The 24,513-nt window shown below is 70.7% G+C and carries 22 protein-coding genes, 1 pseudogene and 1 riboswitch; of the genes and pseudogenes, 5 read left to right on the top strand and 18 right to left on the bottom strand.

Features of this window, described 5'->3' with window-relative positions; all coding sequences use genetic code 11:
- The first annotated feature begins 170 nt into the window (after positions 1–170).
- The 3 genes from OG623_RS20900 to OG623_RS20890 all read left to right on the top strand — a co-directional run bounded on the left by OG623_RS20900 (position 171) and on the right by OG623_RS20890 (position 4,714).
- A complete protein-coding gene (locus tag OG623_RS20900) occupies positions 171–1,190 on the top strand; it encodes a LacI family DNA-binding transcriptional regulator (protein ID WP_406148367.1) in 1,020 nt (339 codons plus the stop codon).
- Between the two features lie 167 nt (positions 1,191–1,357).
- The gene (locus OG623_RS20895; RefSeq protein ID WP_406148366.1) at positions 1,358–2,122 is read left to right on the top strand and encodes an ABC transporter ATP-binding protein; all 765 of its coding nucleotides are present in this window, start codon (positions 1,358–1,360) and stop codon (positions 2,120–2,122) included.
- Between the two features lie 60 nt (positions 2,123–2,182).
- The gene (locus tag OG623_RS20890; protein ID WP_406148365.1) at positions 2,183–4,714 is read left to right on the top strand and encodes an ABC transporter permease; all 2,532 of its coding nucleotides are present in this window, start codon (positions 2,183–2,185) and stop codon (positions 4,712–4,714) included.
- A 93-nt stretch (positions 4,715–4,807) separates the two neighbouring features.
- Here OG623_RS20890 and OG623_RS20885 read toward each other — a convergent pair whose 3' ends face one another.
- The 16 genes and pseudogenes from OG623_RS20885 to OG623_RS20810 form a co-directional block, all read right to left on the bottom strand.
- A complete protein-coding gene (locus OG623_RS20885) occupies positions 4,808–6,112 on the bottom strand; it encodes a class I SAM-dependent methyltransferase (protein WP_406148364.1) in 1,305 nt (434 codons plus the stop codon).
- A 292-nt stretch (positions 6,113–6,404) separates the two neighbouring features.
- The gene (locus tag OG623_RS20880; protein ID WP_406148363.1) at positions 6,405–7,808 is read right to left on the bottom strand and encodes an NAD(P)/FAD-dependent oxidoreductase; all 1,404 of its coding nucleotides are present in this window, start codon (positions 7,806–7,808) and stop codon (positions 6,405–6,407) included.
- A gap of 449 nt (positions 7,809–8,257) precedes the next feature.
- Positions 8,258–9,199, bottom strand: coding sequence for an exopolyphosphatase (locus tag OG623_RS20875; RefSeq protein ID WP_406148362.1), 942 nt, complete (start codon positions 9,197–9,199; stop codon positions 8,258–8,260).
- A gap of 38 nt (positions 9,200–9,237) precedes the next feature.
- On the bottom strand, positions 9,238–9,780 hold the full coding sequence (locus tag OG623_RS20870; protein WP_406151937.1) for a DUF501 domain-containing protein: 543 nt from the start codon (positions 9,778–9,780) through the stop codon (positions 9,238–9,240).
- A 70-nt stretch (positions 9,781–9,850) separates the two neighbouring features.
- A complete protein-coding gene (locus OG623_RS20865; protein WP_406148361.1) occupies positions 9,851–10,321 on the bottom strand; it encodes a septum formation initiator family protein in 471 nt (156 codons plus the stop codon).
- Between the two features lie 94 nt (positions 10,322–10,415).
- The gene (eno, locus tag OG623_RS20860) at positions 10,416–11,702 is read right to left on the bottom strand and encodes a phosphopyruvate hydratase (RefSeq protein WP_406148360.1); all 1,287 of its coding nucleotides are present in this window, start codon (positions 11,700–11,702) and stop codon (positions 10,416–10,418) included.
- Positions 11,703–11,974: 272 nt separating this feature from the next.
- Entirely contained in the window at positions 11,975–12,670 is a 696-nt protein-coding gene (locus OG623_RS20855) for a transglycosylase family protein (protein ID WP_406148358.1), read from the bottom strand.
- A riboswitch (cyclic di-AMP (ydaO/yuaA leader) is annotated at positions 12,671–12,840 on the bottom strand.
- 290 nt (positions 12,841–13,130) lie between these two features.
- Positions 13,131–14,096 (bottom strand): transglycosylase family protein, encoded by a 966-nt coding sequence (locus OG623_RS20850; RefSeq protein ID WP_406148357.1) that lies wholly within the window; start codon positions 14,094–14,096, stop codon positions 13,131–13,133.
- 105 nt (positions 14,097–14,201) lie between these two features.
- On the bottom strand, positions 14,202–15,515 hold the full coding sequence (locus OG623_RS20845; protein ID WP_406148356.1) for a cytochrome P450: 1,314 nt from the start codon (positions 15,513–15,515) through the stop codon (positions 14,202–14,204).
- Entirely contained in the window at positions 15,512–16,507 is a 996-nt protein-coding gene (locus tag OG623_RS20840) for a nucleoside triphosphate pyrophosphohydrolase (RefSeq protein WP_406148355.1), read from the bottom strand. Before OG623_RS20840 ends, OG623_RS20845 begins: the two co-directional genes overlap by 4 nt.
- 29 nt (positions 16,508–16,536) lie before the next feature.
- Positions 16,537–17,193, bottom strand: a complete 657-nt coding sequence (locus tag OG623_RS20835) for a SurA N-terminal domain-containing protein (RefSeq protein WP_406148354.1) — start codon at positions 17,191–17,193, stop codon at positions 16,537–16,539.
- 174 nt (positions 17,194–17,367) lie between these two features.
- Entirely contained in the window at positions 17,368–19,029 is a 1,662-nt protein-coding gene (locus OG623_RS20830; RefSeq protein ID WP_406148352.1) for a protein kinase domain-containing protein, read from the bottom strand.
- Complete coding sequence (locus OG623_RS20825; RefSeq protein ID WP_406148350.1) at positions 19,026–19,715, bottom strand: hypothetical protein; 690 nt, start codon at positions 19,713–19,715, stop codon at positions 19,026–19,028. The genes OG623_RS20830 and OG623_RS20825 overlap by 4 nt, the downstream gene beginning before the upstream one ends.
- A 98-nt stretch (positions 19,716–19,813) precedes the next feature.
- Positions 19,814–20,024: pseudogene (locus OG623_RS20820) on the bottom strand (type II restriction endonuclease subunit M); the annotation flags it as partial.
- A gap of 55 nt (positions 20,025–20,079) precedes the next feature.
- Positions 20,080–20,835: an HNH endonuclease family protein gene (locus tag OG623_RS20815; protein WP_406148349.1), complete on the bottom strand. Its 756-nt coding sequence runs from the start codon at positions 20,833–20,835 to the stop codon at positions 20,080–20,082.
- 173 nt (positions 20,836–21,008) lie between these two features.
- Positions 21,009–21,875, bottom strand: a complete 867-nt coding sequence (locus OG623_RS20810; RefSeq protein ID WP_406151936.1) for an SCO6745 family protein — start codon at positions 21,873–21,875, stop codon at positions 21,009–21,011.
- Between the two features lie 125 nt (positions 21,876–22,000).
- Between OG623_RS20810 and OG623_RS20805 the strand changes: the two genes are divergently transcribed.
- Positions 22,001–22,591 carry a TetR/AcrR family transcriptional regulator gene (locus OG623_RS20805; protein ID WP_406148347.1) on the top strand — a complete coding sequence of 197 codons (591 nt, stop codon included), beginning with the start codon at positions 22,001–22,003 and terminating at the stop codon, positions 22,589–22,591.
- 38 nt (positions 22,592–22,629) lie between these two features.
- On the opposite strand, the gene OG623_RS20800 is transcribed toward OG623_RS20805, so the two are convergent.
- Together OG623_RS20800 and OG623_RS20795 are read right to left on the bottom strand one after the other, a co-directional pair.
- Positions 22,630–23,415 (bottom strand): GntR family transcriptional regulator, encoded by a 786-nt coding sequence (locus OG623_RS20800; protein ID WP_406148345.1) that lies wholly within the window; start codon positions 23,413–23,415, stop codon positions 22,630–22,632.
- On the bottom strand, positions 23,412–23,960 hold the full coding sequence (locus tag OG623_RS20795) for a UTRA domain-containing protein (protein WP_406148343.1): 549 nt from the start codon (positions 23,958–23,960) through the stop codon (positions 23,412–23,414). Before OG623_RS20795 ends, OG623_RS20800 begins: the two co-directional genes overlap by 4 nt.
- A 146-nt stretch (positions 23,961–24,106) precedes the next feature.
- Here OG623_RS20795 and OG623_RS20790 point away from each other — a divergent pair, with 146 nt between their 5' ends.
- Entirely contained in the window at positions 24,107–24,499 is a 393-nt protein-coding gene (locus OG623_RS20790; protein WP_406148342.1) for an ATP-binding protein, read from the top strand.
- Positions 24,500–24,513: the final 14 nt, after the last annotated feature.

The following is a 24,513-nucleotide window of genomic DNA, read 5'->3' as shown; positions in this document are numbered from 1 at the left end:
AGTGCCGTGAAGGTATGGGCGCCCCGAAGCCGTGTCAAGGGTGCGGGAGCGCTCCCATTCCCAGTTTTCTCGTGAGTGCCCGGAGAGGTCTGGACCGCGCGGGGGAAGACTGTGGTCAGGCGCTTGCGGCTAGGATGCTCATGGAAAAGGAACCGGTTAAGCGAGGTCGTATGTCCAAGCACCGCCCCACGATCGCCGACATCGCGCGCCGCGCCGGGGTATCGAAGGTCGCGGTGTCCTACGCCCTGAACGACCGCCCAGGGGTCTCCCCCGCGACCCGCGCCTCCATCAAGGCCATCGCGCAGGAGATCGGCTGGCGGCCCAACAGCGCGGCCCGCGCCCTCACCCACGCGCGCGCCGACACCGTGGGGCTCGCGCTGTCCCGGCCCGCCAGGATGCTCGGGGTCGAGCCGTTCTTCATGGAGCTGATCAGCGGCATCGAGACCGAGCTCTCCGCCCGCGGCTGCGCCCTGCTCCTCCAGGTCGTCACCGACCCGGCGCAGGAGCTGGAGATGTACCGCCGCTGGTGGGGCGAGGGCCGGGTGGACGGGGTGTTCCTCGCCGATGTGCGCTCCCCCGATCCCCGTATCGAGGGCATCGCCGAGCTGGGCATGCCCGCCGTGGTGATCGGCCATCCGTCGGCGGCCGGATCCCTCACCCCCGTGTGGTCGGACGACTCGGCCGCCCTGCGGGACACCCTGACGTATCTGGCCGCGCTCGGTCATCGCTCCGTCGCCCGGGTCGCCGGACTGCCCGAGCTGATCCACACACAGCTGCGCGACCGCGCCCAGCGTGAGATCAGCGCCGGACTCGGACTGGGCGAGCCGGTGGTGGTGCACACCGACTACTCGGGCGAGGAGGGCGCGCACGCCACCCGGCGGCTGATCAGCTCGGCCGAGCGGCCGACCGCCGTCATCTACGACAACGACATCATGGCCGTCGCCGGGCTCTCGGTCGCCCAGGAGATGGGGCTCGACGTGCCCGCCGACCTGTCGCTCGTCGCCTGGGACGACTCCCAGCTGTCCCGCGTCGTACGTCCCCCGCTGACCGCGCTGAGCAGGGACATCCCCGCGTACGGCAGCCATGCGGCCCGCACCCTGCTGGCCATGGTGTCCGAGGGCTCGGCGCCCGGCTTCGAGGACGCGGCGGCCCGCCTGGTGCCCCGCGGCTCCACCGCCCCGCCCCGCTGAGCGCCCGACGGCTCTCTCGGGGTCCTCTCCTACCTCAGGACTACGCCACCGGCTGGTGGATGCGACTCAAGAGGGCCCCGGGAACCGCCACGGGGACTGACGCTTCGGCGGCACCGGACGGCGAGGATTAAGGGGTCCCCATGAACTGTCGAACCAGGAGTACCCCTGTGACCACCACCGTGCACCGCACCACCACCGTCGCCGCCCGCGCGACGGAGCTGTCGAAGGTCTACGGCGAGGGTGAGACCCAGGTGGTCGCCCTCGACCGCGTGAGCGTGGACTTCCCGCAGGGTGAGTTCACCGCGATCATGGGCCCCTCCGGTTCGGGCAAGTCCACGCTGATGCACTGCGTGGCCGGTCTCGACAGCTTCAGCAGCGGCTCCGTACGCATCGGTGAGACCGAGCTCGGGACGCTGAAGGACAAGCAGCTGACGCAGCTGCGCCGGGACAAGATCGGCTTCATCTTCCAGGCGTTCAACCTGCTGCCCACGCTGACCGCCCTGGAGAACATCACCCTGCCGATGGACATCGCCGGCCGTAAGCCCGATGCCGCCTGGCTCCAGCAGGTCATCGACATGGTGGGCCTCTCCGAGCGGCTGAAGCACCGCCCCACGGAGCTCTCCGGTGGCCAGCAGCAGCGCGTCGCGGTGGCCCGCGCCCTGGCCTCGAAGCCGGAGATCATGTTCGGTGACGAGCCGACCGGGAACCTCGACTCCCGCTCCGGCGCCGAGGTGCTCGGCTTCCTGCGCAACTCGGTGCGTGAGCTCGGCCAGACCGTGGTGATGGTGACCCACGACCCGGTGGCCGCCTCCTACGCGGACCGCGTGGTCTTCCTCGCGGACGGCGCGGTCGTCGACCAGATGCTGCACCCCACCGCCGACGGAGTCCTCGACCGGATGAAGGCGTTCGACGCGAAGGGCCGCACCAGCTGACGCCCCGGAGGCTTCCGCACCGCCCTTCCGCTTCCCGCACTCCCCCCAGGAATTGACGACATGTTCCGTACCGCTGTGCGCAATGTGCTTGCGCACAAGGCCAGGCTGCTGATGACCGTGCTCGCCGTGATGCTCGGCGTCGCCTTCGTCTCGGGCACCCTGGTCTTCACCGACACCCTCGGCAACGCCTTCCGCAACCAGTCCGCCAAGAGCTACGACGACGTCGCTGTCGCCATCAAGACCTGGGCCGACCCGAGCGACAAGGACAGCGCCTCCATCGACGAGGCCACCCTCGAGAAGATCCGGGCGCTCGACGGCGTGGCAGAGGCCACCGGACGGGTCTCCGGATTCGCCGGCGTCGCCGACACCGACGGAAAGCTCATCGGCAACGGCTGGTCCAACACCGGTGCCAACTTCGCCCCCGACGACGACGGCAAGGACGCGCAGTACACGTTCACCGACGGCACGGGCCCGGTGAAGGACGGCCAGATCGCCCTCGACAAGGAGAGCGCGAGCAAGGGCGACTACCACGTGGGCGGCCCGGTGCGGGTCGCGACCAACGGGCCGGTGAAGGAGTACACCCTCTCCGGCATCTTCACCACCGAGGACGGCGCCGTGAACGCCGGCGGCAGCCTGGTCCTCTTCGACACCGATGTCGCCCAGCAGCTCTACCTGCGGCCCGGCGAGTTCTCGGACGCCACCGTGACCGCCGCGGCCGGCACGTCCGACCAGAAGCTGCTGGACGCGGTGAAGCCCCTGCTCCCCGAGGACGCCGAGGCGCAGACGGGCGCGGCCCTCGCGGCCGCCGACGCCAAGTCGACGGAGTCCGGCCTCACGGCGCTCACCACGATGCTGCTGGTCTTCGCGGGCATCGCGCTCTTCGTCGGTGTGTTCCTGATCACCAACACGTTCACCATGCTCGTCGCCCAGCGCACCAGGGAACTCGCCCTGATGCGCGCCGTCGGCGCCACCCGCAAGCAGGTCAAGTGGGCCATCCTGATGGAGGCCGGTGTGGTCGGTCTGATCGCATCGGTGGCCGGTTTCCTCCTCGGCGTGGGCCTGGCGACGGGTCTGCGCTCCGCGATGGGCCTGTTCGGCGGGAAGATCCCGGCAGGACCGCTGATCGTCTCCCCCACCGCGGTCGGCTCCGCATTCGCCGTCGGCGTGCTGATCACCATGTTCGCCGCGTGGCTGCCCGCCCGTCGTGCCGCCAAGATCCCACCGGTTGCGGCGATGAGCAGCGTGCACGCGGTGGCCACCACCAAGTCGCTGATCGTGCGGAACTCCATCGGCGGGGTGCTCACCCTGCTCGGGTCCGCCGCGATCGTGGCCGGGGCCGTCGAAGGCTCCGACGGCCGCACGATCCTCGGTGTCGGGGCCTTCTTCGCCCTGGTCGGCATCATCGTGCTCATCCCGCTGCTCTCGCGTCCGGTGATCGCCCTGGCACGTCCGCTGCTGAGCGGGATGTTCGGGATCTCCGGCAAGCTGGCCGCGCAGAACGCCGTCCGCAACCCGCGCCGCACCGGGGCCACCGCATCCGCCCTGGCGATCGGCCTCACCCTGGTCACCGGCATCTCGGTGCTCGGCGTCACGCTCGGCCAGGCCGTCGACAAGATGACGACGGACAACATCAAGGCCGACTACATGGTCTCGATGGCCGGCGGCGACTCGCTCGACGCGTCGGCCCTCACCGCGCTGCGCAAGGCCGACGGTGTCGCCGCGATCACCCCCCAGCGAGCCGTCTGGTTCACCGGCGGCAGCGAGGGCGAGGACATCTCGGCCTCCGCGGTCACCCCCGGCGACGTCGAGAAGGTCTTCAACCTGAAGACGGTCTCCGGCTCGCTGTCCTCTCTCAAGGACGGTGAGATCGCCGTCGACCGCGAGACCGCGAAGTCGCGCGGCTGGAAGACCGGCGACAGCGTGCCCCTCACCTTCGAGGACGACAAGAAGGAGAACCTGAAGGTCGGCGCGCTCTACGAGGGCAACGAGTTCCTCTCCCCCGTCCTGGTGGCCGAGGACGTCGTCGACCCCCACGAGAGTCTCGCCGACATCCGTGAGATCTGGCTGACCATGGACGGCGGCCAGTCCGAGGCCAACGAGCAGGCCGTGGTCGACGCGCTCGGCGACAACCCCGCGATGAGCGTTCTGGACCGCCAGGGCATCCGGGACACGTTCGGCGGGTTCGTGAACACGGCGCTGAACATCATGTACGCGCTGCTGGCGATGGCCCTGGTGATCGCGGTGCTCGGGGTCGTCAACACGCTGGCCATGTCGGTGTTCGAACGCCAGCAGGAGATCGGCATGGTACGGGCCATCGGCCTGGACCGGCGCAGGGTCAAGCGCATGATCCGGCTGGAGGCCGTCGTCATCTCGCTCTTCGGAGCGGTGGTCGGGGTGGCCCTGGGCACGTTCCTGGGCTGGGCGATCGGGAAGACCCTGTCCGGCGACATCCCCGGCTACGTCCTGGTCATCCCGTGGGGCCGGCTCGCGATCTTCCTGGCGCTGGCTGGGCTCGTCGGTGTGCTGGCCTCGCTGTGGCCGGCGCGTAGCGGCGCGAAGCTGAACATGCTGACCGCGATCAAGACGGAGTGACCGCGTAGTCGTACGTACGACGTCAGGGCCGGTACCCCGCACGGGTACCGGCCCTGACGCGTTTCCCGGGTCAGCCGTTCACGCCTTCCCCGGTCAGCCTTTCGCCGACGCCGTCCAGTCACGGGCCCGCAGCGGCATGGCGGAGGCGCCGCCGTCGCGCGGGCGCACCGCGAGGATCTGGTTGACGCCGATCTTGTTGTGCTCGAAGGAGAGCGCGGAAGCGGCCATGTAGAGCCGCCACACCCTGGCTCGTCCGGGCGAGGTGGCCCGTACGGCCTCCTTCCAGTGCTTCTCCAGATTGGCCACCCACTGACGCAGGGTCAGTGCGTAGTGCTCGCGGATCGCCTCGACGTCCCGGGCCTCGAAGCCGGCCTCCTCCAGCGTGCCGACCGTACGGCCGACCGGGGCGAGCTCGCCGTCGGGGAAGACGTAGGCGTCGATGAACTCGTCGATGCGGTAGTTCGACTCGTCCTTCTCCGGACGGCGGGCGATCTGGTGGTTGAGCAGCCGGCCGCCGGGCCGCAGGAGTGCGTAGAGGTCGTCGGCGTACTCACGGAAGCGGACCGAGCCCACGTGCTCGGCCATGCCGATCGAGGAAATGGCGTCGTACGGCCCGTCCCTGACGTCCCGGTAGTCCTGGACCCGGATCTCGATCCGGTCGGTGAGGCCCTCCTCGGCGATGCGCTTGCGGGCGAAGGCGGCCTGCTCGGTGGAGAGGGTCACCCCGGTGACCCGGGCGCCGTACTCACGGGCGGCGTGGAGCGCCATGGAGCCCCAGCCGCAGCCGACGTCGAGGAGGCGGTCGCCCTCCTGGAGCGCGAGCTTGCGGCAGACGAGGTCGAGCTTGTCCCGCTGGGCGTCCTCCAGCGTGGAGCCCTCCTGCCAGTAGGCGCAGGAGTACACCATGGACGGGCCGAGGACCATCGCGTAGAAGTCGTTGCCCACGTCGTAGTGGTGGCTGATCGCTTCCTTGTCACGGCGCTTGGTGTGCAACGGCCCGCTGCGGCGGCGTACCTCCTCGGCGGGCGGTGAGGGCGGCGGCCAGGGGCCGGCCAGCTGGACGAGCCCGCGCGCGAACTCCCGGACCTTCGGGTCGCGGACGGGGTGGACGGAGTCCTTCGCGTCGGCACCGCGTTCCCAGAGCAGCGAGGCCAGGGCGTCCAGGGCCGTGTACAGGTCGCCCTCGACATCGATCTCGCCGGCCACCCAGGCACGGGCCAGGCCCAGCTCGCCCGGCTTCCACAGGAGCCGGCGCAGGGCGCGGCGGTGGCGCAGGACGAGGGCGGGGGCACCCGGCGGCCCGGATTCGCTGCCGTCCCAGGCCCGGATACGGACCGGTAGGGGTTCGCCCAGCAACTCTTCGGCAAGAGCGGTCAGCCGCGATGCGGCGTCGGCCATGGTGCACACCTCCGTGGTGGTGTTTCCGAACGTGCCTAAATTCGCATATACGCATCCGAACCGGGCCGCGACACCTCGGGGCCACGGCGAGGTACACCAGCGTCAACGCCGTCCGGCATCCACGCCATCCCGTTGCCGGGCAACGGAACGGCAAAATACCTGCACCCACCATCTACTTCAAGGGGTCCAGGAACGCCGGAGGGGCCGTCCGCACCACGGATGGCGGACGACCCCTACGGTCATGTGCGGATGCCCGGGCAAGCGGACCCTGGCACGGTCGGGACGAGAGGCCTCAGGAGGCCTTGGCCTTCTCGCCGGACTTGCTCTTGTCGTCGTCGGCCTTGGCCGCGACCGGAGCCGGGCTCGGCTTGGCGGCCTCGTAGAACTCCTCGCGGGGAGTCTCCATGGCGCCGAGCGAGACGACCTCGCGCTTCAGGAACATCGCCAGCGTCCAGTCCGCGAAGATCCGGATCTTGCGGTTCCAGGTCGGCATGGCCATGCCGTGGTAGCCACGGTGCATGTACCAGGCGAGGCGGCCCTTGACCTTGATCTTCATCTTGCCGATGACGATCATCGCGACGCCCTTGTGCAGGCCGAGACCGGCGACCGCACCCTTGTTGGCGTGGCTGTACTCCTTCTGCGGGAAGCCCCGCATGCCGGAGATGACGTTGTCGCCGAGCACCTTCGCCTGACGCAGCGCGTGCTGGGCGTTCGGCGGGCACCAGGCGTTCGGGTTACCCGCGCGGCGGCCGACCATGTCCGGCACCTGGGCGTTGTCGCCCGCGGCCCAGATGTAGTCGGTGCCCTGCACCTGGAGCTTCTCGGAGGTGTCCACGTGACCACGCGGGCCGAGCGGCAGGCCGAAGCGGGCCAGCGCCGGGTTCGGCTTCACGCCGGCCGTCCACACGATCGTGCTGGAGTCGACCTCCAGGCCGTTCTTCAGGACCACGTGGCCGTCGACGCAGGAGTCCATCGAGGTCGAGAGGTAGACCTCGACACCGCGGCTCTCCAGGTGCTCCTTGCCGTACGCGCCCAGCTTCGGGCCGACCTCGGGAAGGATCTTGTCGGCGGCGTCCACCAGGACGAAGCGCATGTCCTCGCGCTTCACGCTCGTGTAGTACTTGGCCGCGTCGCGCGCCATGTCCTCGACCTCGCCGATGGTCTCCGCACCGGCGAAGCCGCCACCCACGAAGACGAACGTCAACGCCTTGCGGCGGACGTCCTCATCGGTCGTCGAGTCGGCCTTGTCCAGCTGCTCCAGTACGTGGTTGCGCAGACCGATGGACTCCTCGATGCCCTTCATGCCGATGCCCTGCTCGGCGAGGCCGGGGATCGGGAAGGTACGGGAGACCGCGCCCATCGCGATGACCAGGTAGTCGAAGGGCAGCTCGTAGGCCTCGCCGACGAGCGGCGCGACCGTGGCGACCTTGCGGTCCTGATCGATGGTCGTGACACGGCCGGTGAGAACCTCTGCCTTGGGCAGCACGCGTCGCAGCGGGACGACGACATGCCGAGGCGAGATGCTGCCGGCAGCAGCTTCGGGGAGGAAGGGCTGGTACGTCATGTACGAGCGCGGGTCGACGACCGTGACGGTCGCCTCTCCATACCGCATCTTCTTCAGAATGCGACGAGCTGCGTACAGGCCTACGTACCCACCGCCTACAACGAGGATCCTGGGACGCTCCGTGGTGCTCATGCCATCGAGTATCCACCCCCCTCGGGGGGCATGCTCGTGAGCCCCTTCACAAGGTATGCGCCACCCTCTGCTACACTCTGCCGCCCTCGTGACCCAGGTCATGGAGTGAACGGGGAACCACGACGCCCCGGCGAACGTTGCCCACCGCCTGTGAGCTGGCCCTTGAGCCCCCGGGCAAGATGAACCACCCGCCCAGGACACACCCCCGCCACACCCCCGAAACTCTCCCGCAGCACCCCCGTACGCACCTCCGGGGGCCCCGCGCGGCCCTCGGAGCGAAGAACTTCGTCCGGAGGGGCCGAATTCCTTGTGAAGAAGTTCACGAACTTCGTCGGAGCGCCGCGCGAAAGCCCCCTCCGGACGGGTCCGAAGGGGGCTCCCATCAGCTCAGAAGTGCAGGCCGGAATGCGTTTGAGCGCCGCCTCACCGCGCCCGCACCCGCGCGGTGATCAGCCCGTCGACCAGGCGATGCCGTCGAGAATGTCGTGTTCGCTGACGACGACCTCACGGGCCCCGGTCCGCTCCATCAGCGTGAGCAGGACGAGCGCCCCGGAGGGGATCACATCGACCCGGCCGGGGTGCATCGCGGGGATCGCCGCGCGCTCCTCGTGGGTCGACGCGAGAAGCCGTGCGGTGATCTCCCTGACCTGCTCCACGGAGACCCGGGAGTGATGGATCGCCTCCGAGTCGTACTCCGCCAGCCCCAGTGCCATCGCGGCGATCGTGGTGACCGTCCCCGCCAGGCCGACGAGCGTCGCCGCCGACGAGATCGGCACACTCTCCTCGGCCAGATCCAGGGCGGCACCGATGTCCGCACGGATCGCGGCGATCCGGTCGGGCGTGGGCGGGTCCACCACGGCCCCGTCCACGACGAGGTGACGCTCGGTCATGCGTACACAGCCGATGTCCACGGAGCGGGCCGCGAGGACCCGGTCGTCACCGACGACGAACTCCGTTGAGCCCCCGCCGATGTCCACGACGAGATACGGCTTCTCCAGGTGGTCCGCGCCCACCAGTTCCTTCGTCGCGCCGTCGAAGGAGAGCTGCGCCTCCTGGTCGCCCGTGACGACCTCGGGTTCGACGCCCAGGACGTCCAGGACGCCGCGGACGAACGTGTCGCTGTTCTCCGCGTCGCGGGAGGCGGACGTGGCCACGAAGCGGATCCGCTCGGCACCGAGCTCCTCGATCCGTGCCGCGTACTCACGGCAGGCCTCCAGGGTGCGCTCGATCGCCTCGGGGGCCAGCCGGCCCGTCCGGTCGACGCCCTGGCCGAGCCGGACGATCCGCATCCGCCGGTCGAGCTCGTCGAACTCCCCGGTCGCGGGGTCCACGTCGGCGACGAGCAGACGGATGGAGTTGGTACCGCAGTCGATGGCGGCAACGCGGGTCATGGGACTCCTGTGAGTTGTACGTGTACCGCGCGGGCGGGTCAGGACGCGTCGGGCTCGGCGCCGGAGCCGCACGGATTGACGCAGGGGCCCTTCGCCCACCACTGCGGCAGCATCGCGATGGCCTCGTCGCCCAGCGGGTTGACCCCGGGCCCCGCCGCCAGCGAGTGGCCGACCAGGACGTGCAGGCACTTCACACGGTCCGGCATGCCGCCGGCGCTCGGGAAGCCCGCCAGGACCTCGATGGCGTCACGGCGCGCGATGTAGTCCTCGTGCGCGGCACGGTAGGCGGCGGCCAGCTCCGGGTCCGTCGTGAGGCGCTCGGTCATCTCCTTCATGACGCCGTTGGCCTCCAGCGTGCCGATCGCGGACGCGGCACGCGGGCACGTCAGGTAGTACGTCGTCGGGAACGGCGTGCCGTCCTCCAGACGGGGCTGCGTCTCGACCACGTCCGGGTTACCGCAGGGGCAGCGGTGCGCGATGGCGCGCAGACCGCGCGGCGGCCGGCCGAGCTGGAGCTCGAACGCGGCGATGTCCTCGGCGGTCGGCTCGGTGGATTCGGTCTGCGGAGGGGGCGTGTCCATGCCTGCCTTGAATGTCATCGGTCGGACTGTATGAATCGGTACGGGGTCGGGACCCGGCGCGGGCACGGGGTCATTCACGGTCCGCGCTGTCCACGCCGTCCCAGAGGTTCGAGTGCCAGGGCCGGTCCGTGGCCCCCGGCTCACCCTTACGCGCCTCTGCGGCGTCCGGGTCGACCACCGTATATCCGGTCTCGCCGGGCAGCACGTAGTGCAGATGCTGGCGAGCGAGACGCCGGATGTACGCGTCGTCCTTGAGCCGCGCCTTCTCGTCGCGCAGCTCCTCGGTCCGCTCGTGCGCCTGCCGGGAGAGCCTCTCCTGGTCCGCGATCTGGTCGCGCTGGGAGATGTACTGCCGCATGGGGTACGCGAGGGCGACCACCAGGGAGCAGACGATCAGCGCCAGGAACGCCGCACGCCCGGTGAGCCTGGAGCGCCGGGCCTGACGGCGGCTCTGGGACCGGTAGACACGGGCCGCCGTCTGCTCACCGAGCAGTCGCAGCCTGGTCGCGGTGGAGAACCGGTCGCGGTCCTTCCCGGCCATGTCTCACGCCTCCCCGTTACGCACGTCCGTCCCCGCACACGGTACGGGACCGGATGCGGGGACGGACGGAGGCTGGTGCTCCGGACTCGGGCCGTCAGCCCTCGTAGCGGAACCGCGGGAACGCCGAACGACCGGCGTACACCGCTGCGTCGTCGAGGATCTCCTCGATACGCAGCAGCTGGTTGTACTTGGCGACGCGGTCCGAGCGGGCCGGGGCGCCGGTCTTGATCTGGCCGCAGTTCACGGCGACGGCGAGGTCGGCGATGGTGACGTCCTCGGTCTCACCGGAGCGGTGGGACATCATGCACTTGAAGCCGTTGCGCTGGGCCAGCTCGACGGCGTCCAGGGTCTCGGTCAGCGAACCGATCTGGTTGACCTTCACGAGCAGGGCGTTGGCCGAGCCCTCCTCGATGCCGCGCGACAGGCGCTCGGGGTTGGTGACGAACAGGTCGTCACCGACGATCTGCACCTGGGAGCCCAGCCGGTCGGTGATGACCTTCCAGCCGGCCCAGTCGTCCTCGTACAGCGGGTCCTCGATGGAGACCAGCGGGTACGCGGAGACGAGCTCCTCGTAGTACTCGGTCATCTCGGCGGCCGAGCGGGACTTGCCCTCGAACTCGTAGACGCCGTCCTTGTAGAACTCCGACGCGGCGACGTCGAGCGCGAGCGCGATGTCGCGGCCCGGGACGTAACCGGCCTCCTTGACGGCCTCGAGGATGAGGTCGAGGGCGGCGCGGTTCGACTCGAGGTTCGGGGCGAAGCCGCCCTCGTCACCGAGACCGGTGGACAGGCCCTTGGTCTTCAGGACCTTCTTCAGCGTGTGGTAGACCTCCGCGCCCCAGCGCAGGGCCTCGGAGAAGGACTCGGCGCCGATCGGCGCGATCATGAACTCCTGGATGTCCACGTTGGAGTCGGCGTGCGAGCCGCCGTTCAGGATGTTCATCATCGGAACGGGCAGCAGGTGCGCGTTCGGGCCGCCGAGGTAGCGGAACAGCGGGAGGTCGGACGCCTCGGACGCGGCGTGCGCCACGGCCAGCGAGACACCGAGGATGGCGTTGGCGCCGAGGGAGCCCTTGTTCTCGGTCGCGTCCAGGTCGAACATCGCCTGGTCGATGAGACGCTGCTCGGTGGCGTCATAGCCGACGAGCTCCGGGCCGATCTGCTCGATCACGGCGAGGACGGCCTTCTCGACGCCCTTGCCCTGGTAGCGGTTGGGGTCACCGTCGCGAAGCTCAATGGCCTCGAACGCACCGGTGGAGGCGCCGGACGGAACAGCAGCACGTCCCGTGCTGCCGTCGTCGAGGCCAACCTCGACCTCGACCGTGGGGTTACCCCGGGAGTCGAGGATTTCCCTGGCTACGACGACGTCGATGGACGGCACGAGGCATCTCCTTCTGGGATCTGACACTGGTTGTGCAGGGTCACTGTGGCCTTGCGCCACGAGCCTAACCGGCTCATGGCGCTCCGTCGGCCGTGCGCCCGTCTCCTGGGACGAAAAAGGACCCAAGGATCCACATTTCGGGCAAAGCTCAAAAAATTCTACGGCGAGCGACCGTCGGCCCGGCGTGCGGGGGGTCAGCACGCCGGGCCGGGTCTCCGGGGCAGGAGGAGCACCCCGGGCTGTTTCCGGCTCCTTCAGATGGAGCCGCTCGCCTACTTCAGGTGGAGCTGCTGCCCCGGGAAGATCAGGTCGGCGTCGTCGACGATGTCGTCGTTCAGCTTGAAGAGCTTCTCCCAGCCGCCGTCGACCTTCTTCGCTTCGGCGATCTTGCTCAGGGTGTCGCCGGCCTTCACCTTGTACTCGCCGTCACCCTTCTCGACCTTGTCGCCGGTCGGCGTGGTGACGGTCTTCTCGGGCGCGGTGCGCTTCTCGCTGCGCGTGGTGGGCTGCTCGGTCGTGCGCTCCTGGGTGGCCTGCGGGTCCGTGTCGCCGTTCTTCGCGGAGGAGCCGGTGTCGACGCCCGGGTCCACACCGTCGTTCGTCAGCCCGCCGGCTCCGGCGCAGGACCAGGCACCCGGGCCCTGGATGTCGAGGAGCTTCTCGGCCGCGGCTATCTGCTGGTCCTTGGTGGCCAGGTCGGCGCGGGCGGCGTACTGCGTACCGCCGGCGGCGGCCCAGCTGGACTGCGAGAACTGCAGACCGCCGTAGTAACCGTTGCCGGTGTTGATGGACCAGTCGCCACCCGACTCGCACTGGGCGACGGCGTCCCAGGTGTCGACGGAAGCGGCGGAGGCGCCGGTCGCGCCCATCAGCGGGACGGCGACAGCGGCACCGGCGACACCGGCCAGGGTGGCGACACGGACGGCCTTGGACGGGCGGCGGTGCTTGCCCTTGCTGGAAAGCAGCATGGTTCTCCTCACCGACGCCTACGAGGTGAGCTGTCGGGTTCGGGCTGTGAGTGTGCCCGGTCGCCCTACTCGCGGACGACTTCACCCCTAGCCGCACTCCGCCCGTCCTCCGACGGCCGAGTCCGGCGCTTACCTGGGTCCCCCGCTCCTGCCTACGGCGCTTTACGCGTCGGTTCCCTTCGGCCGACGGCAGGATTCGGCGTGACGGTCGAAGGTGCCCGCGGTGCGAGCGGCTCCGACCGTAAACACACGCAACCCTCACATTCAAAGATGGACATAACGACCAATCAGCCCGTACCGGTCCGGCCAGGCGGATCATTTTCGCAGGTCGGAGCCGAAATGGACGGACCGGACGGACCGGGCGCACCGGTTGAAGCAAAGAGACCCATGTCTCACTTACGCATAAGTGGACATAGGTCTCTGAACTACCCCTGGTTTCGGGGTGTTTTCCCGCTTTTGATCAGTTGAGGCCGAGGAGGTCCAGGCTCTGTCCCGGAAGGATCAGGTCCGGGTCCGAGCCCAGCTCGTCCTTGTTGGCCTCGTAGAGCGCCGTCCAGCCGCCGGAGAGGTCCTGCGCCTCGGCGATGGCCCACAGGTTGTCGCCCTCGCGGACGGTGTACGTCCCCTCGGCGTCCTGACGCGCGTCGGACTCGCCGCGCGAGGCGTGCCGGCCGGACTCCCGCCCGTCGCCCCGCTCCGCGCCCGCCTCGGGCGCCGGGGTGCCGCGGTGCTTGCCGGCCTTCGCCCCGTCGCCCTTCGAGGCGCCGGAGGAGCCGGTGGCCCCGGGGGACGGGGTCGCGGACGCCGAGGCGCCCGCTCCGTCACCCTTGTCCGAGCCGCTGTCCTCGTCCGTCGCGTCGCCGGAAGCGTCCTTGCCCGCCTCGTCCTTCGCGTCGGAGCTGTCCGAGTCGCCGGAACCGCCCTTCTCGTCCGACGGATCCGCGGATTCCGCCGGGTCCGTCGCCTCGGACGAGGGGGTTTCGGACGGGGTCGCCGTGTCCGAGGGGTCGGCGGAGGCCTCGTCGCCCGGGTCCACGCCCGGCAGCGCCCCGTCCAGGGCGAGCCCGGAGATCACCGCGCAGCTGGCCCACGCCTGCGGGCCCTTGTCCTCCAGCACCTTCTCGGCGACCGCGATCTGCTGCGAGCGGCTGGCGAGGTCGGCGCGGCGCGCGTACTCCCCACCGCCGTAGTCCGACCAGGTGTCCTGCGTGAACTGCAGACCGCCGTAGCGGCCGTTGCCGAGGTCGGCACTCCACACGCCGCCGCTCTCGCATTCGGCGACCCGGTCCCAGGTCGACGCGTCAGCGGCCTGAGCGCCACCGGCGCTGAGGAGCGGGATGGCAATCGCCGACCCTGTGACGCCTGCGGCGACGACGATGGCGGGTGCCTGGCGAGGGCGGCGGTGTCTGCCGGTCGCGGAGCCCATGGGATTGCCTTCCGTGTGACTGACATGTGACGGGTGAGTCGAACCGTGAACCTAGCCGTACTCGAACGTGTGTCACAAGTCGATGCAGCGGAGATCACGCCGAAGTCACAGAGTTGACCGATTGTCACCTTTCTCGATCCGATCCCCGGGAGCGAACTCGACGGGAAGTGTGCGCAGTCCACGCATGATGAGCCCGCCGCGCCAGCGCAAATCGGCAGGTTCCGCAGCGAGCCGCAGGTCGGGGAGGCGTCCGAGCAGCGTCGCCAGGGCTGCCTGCCCCTCCAGCCGGGCCAGCGGCGCCCCCAGGCAGTAGTGGATGCCGTGCCCGTATCCGAGGTGCTGATTGTCACTCCGCGCAAGGTCCAGGGTGTCCGCATCCTGGAATCGCTCCGGGTCCCGGTCGGCGGCGGCCAGCACCACGAGGACGGGGTCCCCGGCCGCGATGTCCTGCCCTCCCAGCGTCACGGGTTCGGTGGCGTAACGCCAGGTCGCGAGCTCCACCGGACCGTCGTAGCGCAGCAGCTCCTCGATGCCGGTGGCGAGCAGCCCGGTCTCCCCCGCGGCCAGCGAACGCTCCAGGCGCTCACGCGGCGAGGGGTTGCGCAGCAGCGCGTACGTGCCGTTGCCGATGAGGTTCACCGTCGTCTCGAAGCCGGCGAAAAGGAGGATGAAGGCCATCGCCGCCGCCTCGTTCTCGCTGAGGTGCTCCCCGTGGTCGCTCGTCCGGATCAGTCCGGAGATCAGGTCGTCGCCGGGATTCTCCCTTTTACGGTGGATGAGTTCGGCGAGATAGCCGCGCATCTTCTTGACCGACCTGGCCACCCCGCCACGCGGCCCGCCGCCGTGCCGGATCATCATGCCGGCCCAGTCGCGGAAGTCGTCCTGGTCCTCGCGGTCCACGCCCAGCAGGTCACAGATCGCGTAGATGGGCAGGGGGAACGCGAAGTCATGGATGAGGTCCGCCTTCCCCTCCTCGATGAACGAGTCGATGAGGCGGTCCGTCAGCTCCTGCACGCGCGGCGCGAACTCCGCGACCCGGCGCGGGGTGAACGCCTTGGACACGAGCCGGCGCAGCCGGGTGTGGTCGGGCGGGTCGATGTTCAGCAGATGCGTCATCAGCTCCGCCTTGCGCTCGCCCGGAATGCCCGTCTTGCCCTTGGCGTTCGCGGAGCCCGCGTGGTGAGCCGGGTTCTTGGAGAGCCGGGTGTCGGCGAGTGCCTGCCTGGCATCGGCGTAACGGGTCACCAGCCAGGCCTCCACACCGCTCGGCAACTGGGTGCGGTGCACGGGGCTGTGCTCGCGGAGCCAGGCGTAGGCGGGGTACGGGTCGGTGGCGAACTCCCAGGTGAAGAGCTCGGGGGCGGGCGGGGGTGGGGTTCCGGGGTCGGGTGCGGGGGTCTTCCCGGGGCAGCCGTTCACTCCTCGACGCCGTCGGAAGCGGTCCCGGGACCGTCGAGGCCCTCGGCCGTCCGGATCGCGTCCCGGTAGGCGCGGGCGGCCTCCCGCAGAGCGGCCTCGGGGTCGGTGCCGTCCCGCTCGGCCTGTACGGCGATGGCGAGCAGCTGGTGGCCGACGCCCTCGCCTTCCGGGAGCGGGGCGTCGAGGTCGGCCGTACGCACCCTGCTGCCGAGCTTGGCGGCGAGCGCGAGACCGGGCTGGCCGATCGGCACCCCGTCGGTGACCGACGCGCGCTGCTTCTCGATCGCCTTCGTACGGAGCCAGTGCGCGTGGACGTCCTCCGGGGTCTCGGCGGTCTCGTCGCCGAACACATGCGGATGACGATGGATCAGCTTCTCGACGATCGTGGCCGCGACGTCGTCGATGCCGAACGGCTCGTCCTGGTCCTCCTGCGCGATACGGGCATGGAAGACGACCTGGAGCAGTACGTCGCCGAGTTCCTCGCGCAGTTCCTCACGGTCGCCGTCCTCGATGGCCTCGACCAGCTCGTACGCCTCCTCGATGGCGTACTTCGCGAGGCCCTCGTGGGTCCGCCGGGACGTCCAGGGGCATTCGAGCCTGATCCGGTCCATGACCTGCACCAGGTCCAGGAGCCTGGCACCCGGCAGGTCGTACGAGCCGGGCAGCAGCTCCAGGTCCGGCATCTGCACCCGGCCCGAGCCGCCGAGCCTGGCCAGGCCGTCGGTGAGCCGCTGATCGCCCTCGCCGCCCACCAGCAGCACCACGGTCCTGCCGCCCGCGCAGTCGTCCACCAACTCGTCGGCCGACGGCGCGGTGTGCTCCACGGCCACCCCGGCCTCCCGGAGGTAGGGCAGCTGGGGATGACCGGGCTCGGCGCACAGCACCCGGTCGGCGGCGTGCAGCGTCTGCCAGGCGGGCCAGGACAGCAGACCGGGGGCGACCCGGTGGCTGGCGGTGAGCAGGACGATACGGCCGGGGTCTTGAGTGTTCACCACCCGAACCTACCGCCGGGCGGGCCGGGTCAGGCGTCCGCCTCCGGGTCCTGTCCCTGGACGGGGGTGACCTGGGTGATCCACGGGGCCTTGTAGGTGCTGAGCTGGACCTTCCGGTCGTCCCAGCTGCCGTAGCGCGGGTTGACGTCGATGTGCAGCGCCTTCGACGCCTCGGTGAGGTTCTCGCCGACGGCCTGCACCCCGGCGGGGCTCTGCAGGTCGGCGCCGAGCTTCCGGGCCAGCTTCTGGAGCTGGGCCTCCTGGCGCAGGCTCGCCTCGATCTGGCCGGGCGCCACCCAGCGCTGCTCCAGCATGCCCGCCTGCACCGCCTCGTCCCCGCCGGACTGAGCGGCGGCCTGGCTGCGGAGCTCCTGGATCTCCTTACGGCTGACGCTCACCCCGGCGTCCTTCGCCGCGCGGTCCAGGACCCGTCCGAAGATCAGGCCGGACAGCTTGACCCGGGCCAGCTGGCCCGACTTGTTCACCAGCTGCTCGGAGTGTTCGGAGTCCTGCTGCGCGCTGCGGACGTCGGCCGCCTCCGCCTGGACCGTGGCCACGTCGATCCGGTCGCCGCCGACCACGGCCGCGGCGCCCGGATGGGCCTCGCTGCCGCAGGCGGTCAGGAGCGGAGCCGCGAGGAGTGCGGCGGCGGAGAGGGCGAGCGCGGTGCGACGTCGGCGGTGCAAAGGAGCCTCCCGGGGAGATTGTGCATCAGTGCACAAAGCCTTGCGGTGATCGATGTTAGGCAGTGGACGTGATTCGGGCCACCGCTTCGACCAACGATTTCCGGACCGGCCGGTGCGGGGTCGCGGACGAAATCCCTCCCGAATCCCCCCTGATCGGGCGTCTGTAACTCCCCCTCACGCCGAGCGGCGCATGTCCTGGTGGTGGGCGAGCCGTCGGCGGAGCTCCGTGGGGAGCGGGTGGTGCGGGCCGTAGACACGCTCCGTGTCGTACAGCAGGGCCTGCAACTGGGCGCGGCCCGCCGCGTGATCGCCCACCCCGAGCAGGAGGTGCCCGATCCGGTGGCGGATGTCGAAGGCTCTGCCGGGGCCGGAGGCCGCCGCGTAGCCGTTTTCGTAGTAGGGGAGGACGGCGCGGTACTCGGCGAGTGCGGCGGCCGTCTCACCGAGCTGTTCGAGGCACTGCGCGGCGTCGTAACGGAACTCCACCGTCCGGGAGTCGCCGGGGCCCGCCTCCGCCGCGCGGTCGTCGGCGAGGCGGCGGAGCTCGGGGAGGGCCCGGCGGTACTGCCCGTCGTCCATCAGCGTGGCCGCGTACTGCTTGCGCAGGATGCGGACCACCGGGGAGTGTTCGCCGTGCTCGACGGCGGCGGCCGGGAGGATCCCGCCGAGGATGTCGACGGCCTGGGTGATGCGGCCCTCGCCGAGCAGCCGCTTCACGTCGTCGACGGCCTGCGCGACATCGGGCCGGTCGGCGGGCGGCTCCGTCGGCTGACCGGGCGGATGGGTGGCGGGTTCCTTCGGGTTGGCCGCCTGCGCGGCGGGTTCCCGCTGGACGGGTTCCACCGGGGTCGGTTCCCACTGGATGTCCCGCTGAGTGGGTTCCCACTGGGCGGGGACCGGTGTCGGCGCAGGCGGGGCCGGCCTGTCCGGCCAGGGTGCCTGGGGGCGCAGGAAGGGGCGGGTCGGGTCGAGCGGCCCGCCCGGTGTGCCGCCTGCGGGGAGCAGGGGCCGCAGGGATTCGTAGACCTCCTGGGCGGAGCGGGGGCGGTCCTGCGGGTCCTTGGAGAGCAGCCGCAGGACGAGCGCTTCGAGCTCCTCGGGGACCTCGGACCTGAGCTGCCTGAGCGGGGGCGGCGGTTCGTAGAGATGGCGGTGCAGGACGCCCAGGGCGGTGGCCCCGGAGAACGGCACGTCGCCGCACAGGAGTTCATGCAGGACCACACCGAGGGCGTACAGGTCGGTGTACGGGCCGACGGCGCCGCCCATCGCCTGCTCGGGCGCCATATAGGCCGGTGAGCCGATCGGTGTGCCCGTGTGCGTCAGCCGGGTGGTGTCGGTGTCCATGACGGAGGCGATCCCCAGGTCGAGCACCGTCAGGGTGCCGTCGGGCTTCACCATCGCGTTGCGGGGCTTCAGATCGCGGTGGACGATCGGCACGGCGTGCACGGCGGAGAGTACCGCGCACAGCTGGACGGCGACCGAAACGGCCCAGGGCCATGGATAGGGGTTCTGCTCGGCGAGATGGTCGGCGAGGTTGGCGCCTTCGACGTACTGCATGACGAGGTAGAGGTCGTCGCCGTCGCTCCCCGCGTCGTGGACGGCGACCAGACCGGGGTGGTCGACCTGCGCGGTGACACGGCACTCGCGGACGAACCTGCGGCGCAGCTCTTCGGTGGCGTCGCTGCCGGAGGGACCCGCGACCCGGTCCGGGCGCAGCAGCTTCACCGCGACCCTGCGGTCGAGTCGCTGGTCGTAGGCCGTCCAGACCTGTCCCATGCCGCCCTGGCCGAGGATGGTCGCCAGCTGGTAACGCCCGGCGATGACACGCCCGTTCACTTACCGCCCCCCTCCTTGCGGAGGTAGTCGCTCAGCTCGTCGAGCTCTGCGCGCACCTGGTCGAGACGCTGAGGGGCGGCCCTCGGCGCCTCGGCGGGCCCGGAGGGCCCGGGCTGGGCGGACGTGGGCGGCGTCGGCGCGGAGCTCGGCTGCGGGGCCGGCGGATAGCCGTATCCCGGGGTCCGAGGGTCCGGGGCCGGCCCGAACCCGGGCACTGCCCCCGGCTGCCCGGCGCCGTACGGGCTCGCGTACGGGTTGACCTGCGGGCTCTTCTGCGCTCCTGCTTGCGGCCCTTCCGCGAGCGGACCCGTCGACGGGCGGCCTCGGCCCGAGGCGTAGTGCCGTATGTCCGCGTACAGGTAGTAGGCGACCGAGCCGACGACGACCACGGTCATCCAGAGCGCGATCGCAGCCCCCTCGGCACCCGCCGCCGGCTCGCCCTTCTCAAGGGTGTCCAGCATCTCGCCCGCGACCTGCGAGAATCCCATGTACCCGATGTTCAGCATCAGCACGAGCCCGAAGAACAACCAGTCTCGCTTTCTACGCGTGACGATCGCCAGCCGCAGCATGGCTGCCCAGGCGAAGAACCCGCAGCTCAGTACGGTGAGCGAGGCGAAGACCACGCGCAGCGTGACCAGTGTGGACGAGGACGGGCGACGCTCCGGCGGATTGCCGTAGCCGTGCATGCGCTGCTCCCGGAGGGCGTGGATCGGACGTGTGGAGTGAGCGTATACACCAGTGCGGACAACCCCGCCCGGGGTGTGCACAACCGTTGTGCTTCACGTCACTTCGGATCGACCGTACCGTCCGTGAGTCCGTCGTACATCCCCTGCACCAGTTGTCCACCGAGCCGCCCCACCACGCGGAGCACCTTCCTCGAATGCGACGAGGGCGCTGAACTGCTCACCATACGTGCGCTGTTCGGCCGGCGGCAGACGCGGCAGCCGGAGCCGGCGGGCGTCCAGCCGTGCCACGGACGAAGCATGGCCGCCTGCCCCGAGGACCTCACCGTCGAGGTCCTGAGGAAAGCTCCGACGACCCGCGCCGATCTCAACGGGTGGGCGCCTCCGTGGGGTTGCCGCCCGTGGGCAGCTCCTGGTCGGGGCAGTCGGCCAGGACCTTCGTCATCGCCTCACGCTCGGCCCGCGTCACCCACAGCTCGTACTTCTTCTTGACCGCGATCTGCCCTGCCACGTAGGTACAGCGGTAGTCCTTGTTGGGCGGCAGCCAGGTCGCGGTGTCCCCGTCCCCCTTGCGGCGGTTGGTGGACGAGTCGGCCGCCACCAGATTGAGCGGGTCGTTCGCGAAGGCCCGCCGCTTGCCGTCGCTCCACTTCTGGGCGCCCTTCTGCCACGCGTCGGACAGTGCGACGAGGTGGTCTATGTCCACCTTGCTCGCCCCGCGCCGGAACGCGATACGGGTCCCGGTGTACGGGTCGGGGTCCAGCACGCCCTTGAGGACCTTGCAGCCGTCGGCGTCCCTGGAGACGGCGTCGAGCTGGGCGGCCAGTATGTCGTCGCGGGTTCCGCAGCCGTTGCGGTCGGTGTCCAGCCAGGCGGACCCGAACGCACTCCTCTCGTACCCGGTCTTGGGAGCCCGGCCCTTCACGGCCAGCCCCTCGGCGGCCTGGAGCGCCGAGCCGGCGGGCGCCGTGGTGTCGGGGGTCCGTGAGGAGTCCGTCGGGTCCCCCAGCTCGTCGCATCCGGTCAGGGCGAGCGTGCCCGTCATGGCCAGCGCGAGGAGGGGGAGAAGGCGGTGCCGGGGGTTCAGGGGGGCGTGGCTGCGTACAGCATGAGGAGGCGTCACAACGGTTCAGCGTATGCGGCCCGAAATCCGGCGGTGAAGGGGGCGTTACCGGCGCGCGTCGGCACGGGCGGGCGGTCGGGGGCGGGCGGGCGGGTTGCGCGACGGCACACGACCGACCGATCGACCGCACACGACCGACCGACCGCCCGGCCGCACGCCCCAGCTCCGGCCCCCTACACCTTGCCGATCCCCAGGGTCGTCTCGGACGGCAGCAGGCCCGAGCTGATCGCCTCCACCCACAGCGGACCCAGCAGCTCCGCGAGCCGCTCCCGGCCCTCGGTACCGAGGGCCGCCCAGGGGCCCGCGGCGCTTTCGTCCGTACGCCGCTCCACCTCGGCGCGCAGCGCCCGCCCGGCGTCCGTGGCCGTCCCGTCCGGCTCCAGCAGCCCGCGCGTGGCGAGGCGTTCACGGGCGGCGTCCCACTCGGCCGTGCTCCACCCCCGGCTCTCGAACACCTCGGGCCTGGCCGCACCGACCGCCGCGAACGACACCAGCGACTCCACCGGGTCGAGCCCCGCCGCGACCAGCGCCGCGATATGGCCGTCGCCCCGGTGCTCCCGCAGGATCGTGGCAGCGTGCCACAGCACCAGGTGCGGGGCGTCGGGCCAGGGCAGGGCGGCGTTGGCCGCGGCGAGGGGCCGCCCCGCGACATCGGCGGCCTCCGCGGCCCGCCGAGCGAGCGCGGCGGCCTCCGCGAGCTCCGGGCCGTCGACCCGGTCACCGAACAGCGCCCGGTACGCCCGGTCCACGGCCCGCTCCCGGGCGTCCAGCACGGCCCGCGGCCCGGCCACGTCCCAGCCAGCCGGGACGTACCGGCCGACCGTCTCCGGGCTGAAGCTGTGGAACACGGCCCCCACCCGCTCGGCGCCCGCCGCCCCGAGCGGCGCCGCCCGCCACACGAAGTAGCTGGGCCACCGCTCGTCCGTGGCGTACCCGAGGGCCGCGGCCTCGTCGAACACCTCCGGCGCGTAGTAGAAGACGGCGTGCAGCGGCTCCAACAGGTGCCACATCTGACGTACGTGCCCCAGCTCGTCGGCCATGTCCCCGGTCTCCCCGTCATCGTCCTGGAGTGTGTCGAAACTTGTCATCGACTAGATTCCTGTCCCAGCATGCGGCCACCCCTCGGAACTTGTCAATGACTAAATACCGCGTACCGTTGGCTCCCATGAGCAACGAGGGCACCTACCACCACGGCGACCTGCGGCGGGCGGTCCTGACCGCCGCGCTCGACGTCATCGCGGCCGACGGCCCGGACGCCCTGTCCCTACGCGGCCTGGCCCGCCGGGCCGGTGTCTCGCATGCCGCACCGGCCCACCACTTCAAGGACCGGACCGGCCTGCTCACCGCCGTGGCCGCCGAGGGTTACGCGCTCTTCGCCGAGGCCCTGACGGCCGCCCCGGACCTCCAGGAACGAGGCGTGGCGTACGTACGGTTCGCCGTCACGCACCCCGCGCACTTCCAGGTGATGTTCCGCCCGGAGCTGCACCGCGCCGACGACCCCGCCCTGCTCGCCGCGAAGGCCCGCGCCACCGAGGCACTACGCGCGGGCGTCGACGGCCTGCCCGACGCGCCACGCGGCACGGACGCCCGCCTCACCGGCATCGCCGCCTGGTCCCTGGCCCACGGCTTCGCCACGCTGCTGCTGAGCGGCAACCTCTCCGACGCCCTCACCGACCGCACCCCCGAGTCCGCGTTCCGCTCCCTGACGGGGCTGATCCTCACCCCACGGGACGAGGGCACAGGGGACCGAGACTGAGGAGCACGGCCCGTCGGGTCGGGTCCGGGTCCGGTCCGTCAGCCGGCCCCGGGGGCGAACTCGTACTGCACCTCGTAGAGATGACCGGCCTTGACCATCACGGTGGCCTCGATCGGCCTGTCATGGTCGCTGAACACGACGCGCAGGGTGCGCAGTACCGGCAGGTCGCCGGGGAGTCCGAGCAGTCGGTACTGATCCTGCGTGGCGACACGCGCGGAGACCCGGTCGACGCTGAGCCGGGGCGGGTAGCCGAGCGACGCGAGAAGGGTGGGTGTGCCACCGGGAATCCTGCGGCGCTCGGTGATCTCGGTCCCTCCGGCGACCTCCAAGGGGTAGTACGACGCGACGAGCTCGGCGGGCTCACCGTCGATCGACAGGACCTGACGCCGGAGAACCGCCGTGTCCCCCGGCCGCATGCCCAGCGCCTCGGTCACGTCCGCCGGGGGTACCGCCTCGGCCACCTCGACCAGCGTGCTGTGCGCACGGGCAGCTGAGCCGGCCGCCTCGGTCAGCCAGCGGTACGGCCGCCCCGGGGCCGCCGGCTCCATGTACGAGGCGGGGCGCATGGTCCGCTGCCGATGGTCGCGCACGGTCACCGAAGCTCCGGCCCGGCCGACCACCAACCGCTCCTCCTTCAGGAGCCGCAAGGCCTTCTGGACCGTGGCGTTCGACGCGGTGAACCTCTCCTTCAACTGCACGGTGGACGGGAGGCTGGCCCCGGGTGCCAGATCACCCGACATGATCTCGTCCCGCAGATCGGCCGCGATGCGCTCATGAAGCGAACGACCGTCCGCGACTTCGCCCTCACCTCCGGACACGGTCATCCGCGACCGATCCGGATCTCGTACCGCAGCCGCTGCCCGTCCGGCGGCATCACCATCACGTCCGCCTGAATCGGCCGGTCGCCCGCGTCGAGCGTGAGGCGCACCAACTCCAGGACCGGCGTGTCCGCGTCGAGCGCCAGAGCCGCTCGTTCATCCTCCGTGGGCATGCGGGCGGCCACATCCTCCACCGCCCTGACGCCGACATGACCGAGCGCGGCCAAGTGCCGTACGGCACCTCCACGGATCTTGGCGGTCCCGGCCAGCGCCGTGCCCCCCGCGATCGCCAACGGGTAGTAGGTATCGGTCAATTCGCAGGGCACGCCGTCAAGGCGCATGACCCTTCGCCGCTCGACGACCCGCGCCCCCTCCGTCACGTCGAGCAGCCGGGCCACCCTGTCGGAGGCGACCGCCTCGCCCGCGCGCACGATCTCCTGGGTCCCGCGGCGTCCCTCGACCGCCGCCTCGGCCGCCCAGGCATCGCCGGTTCCGGCCTCGGACGGCGCCAGATAGCGGGCCGACGTGGTGACCGGATCTCCCTCGGCCATGGTTCCTCCTCGAAGCCGCGACGCGACCGGCCGCGTCGAGCACACGGTAGGCGAAGTCGCTCGACTCCCCAAGGCTACCTTGCCGCTTTTCGCGAATAGCGATACGGTCTCGCCGTCACAGCCCACGAGCAAGGCGGTGAAACACCGTGTCTCTGTCGCAGCAACGGCGCTTCCCACGACGGAAGACGTCCGTCCGCGCCTCACGCGATTTCGTCCACGAGGTTCTGACGGGATGGCAGCTGACGTCGCTGATCGAGGACATAAGGCTGTGTGTCTCCGAGCTCGCGACCAACGCACTGCTCCACGGAGTCCCGCCCGGACGGGAGTTTTCGGTCCACTTGAGTGCGACGGACGACTTGGTGCGTCTGGCGGTCCGCGACAGCGGCGGTGGTCGGCCGAGCGTCCACGAGGCCGATGAGCAGAGCAATTCGGGGCGAGGCCTGTTCATCGCCGGGCAACTGGCCGCAGAGCTGGGCATCGACCACCACACCATCGGCAAGACCGTCTGGGTCGCGTTCAAGAGGCCGGCCACCCCCTGAGGCCGTCGGCCCGC

Origin of the sequence: Streptomyces sp. NBC_01012 (assembly GCF_045162755.1) — a bacterium.
Classification (GTDB): Bacteria; Actinomycetota; Actinomycetes; order Streptomycetales; family Streptomycetaceae; genus Streptomyces.
Note: the sequence above shows the minus strand (reverse complement) of the source record. Positions and strands in the feature narration are given on the sequence as shown.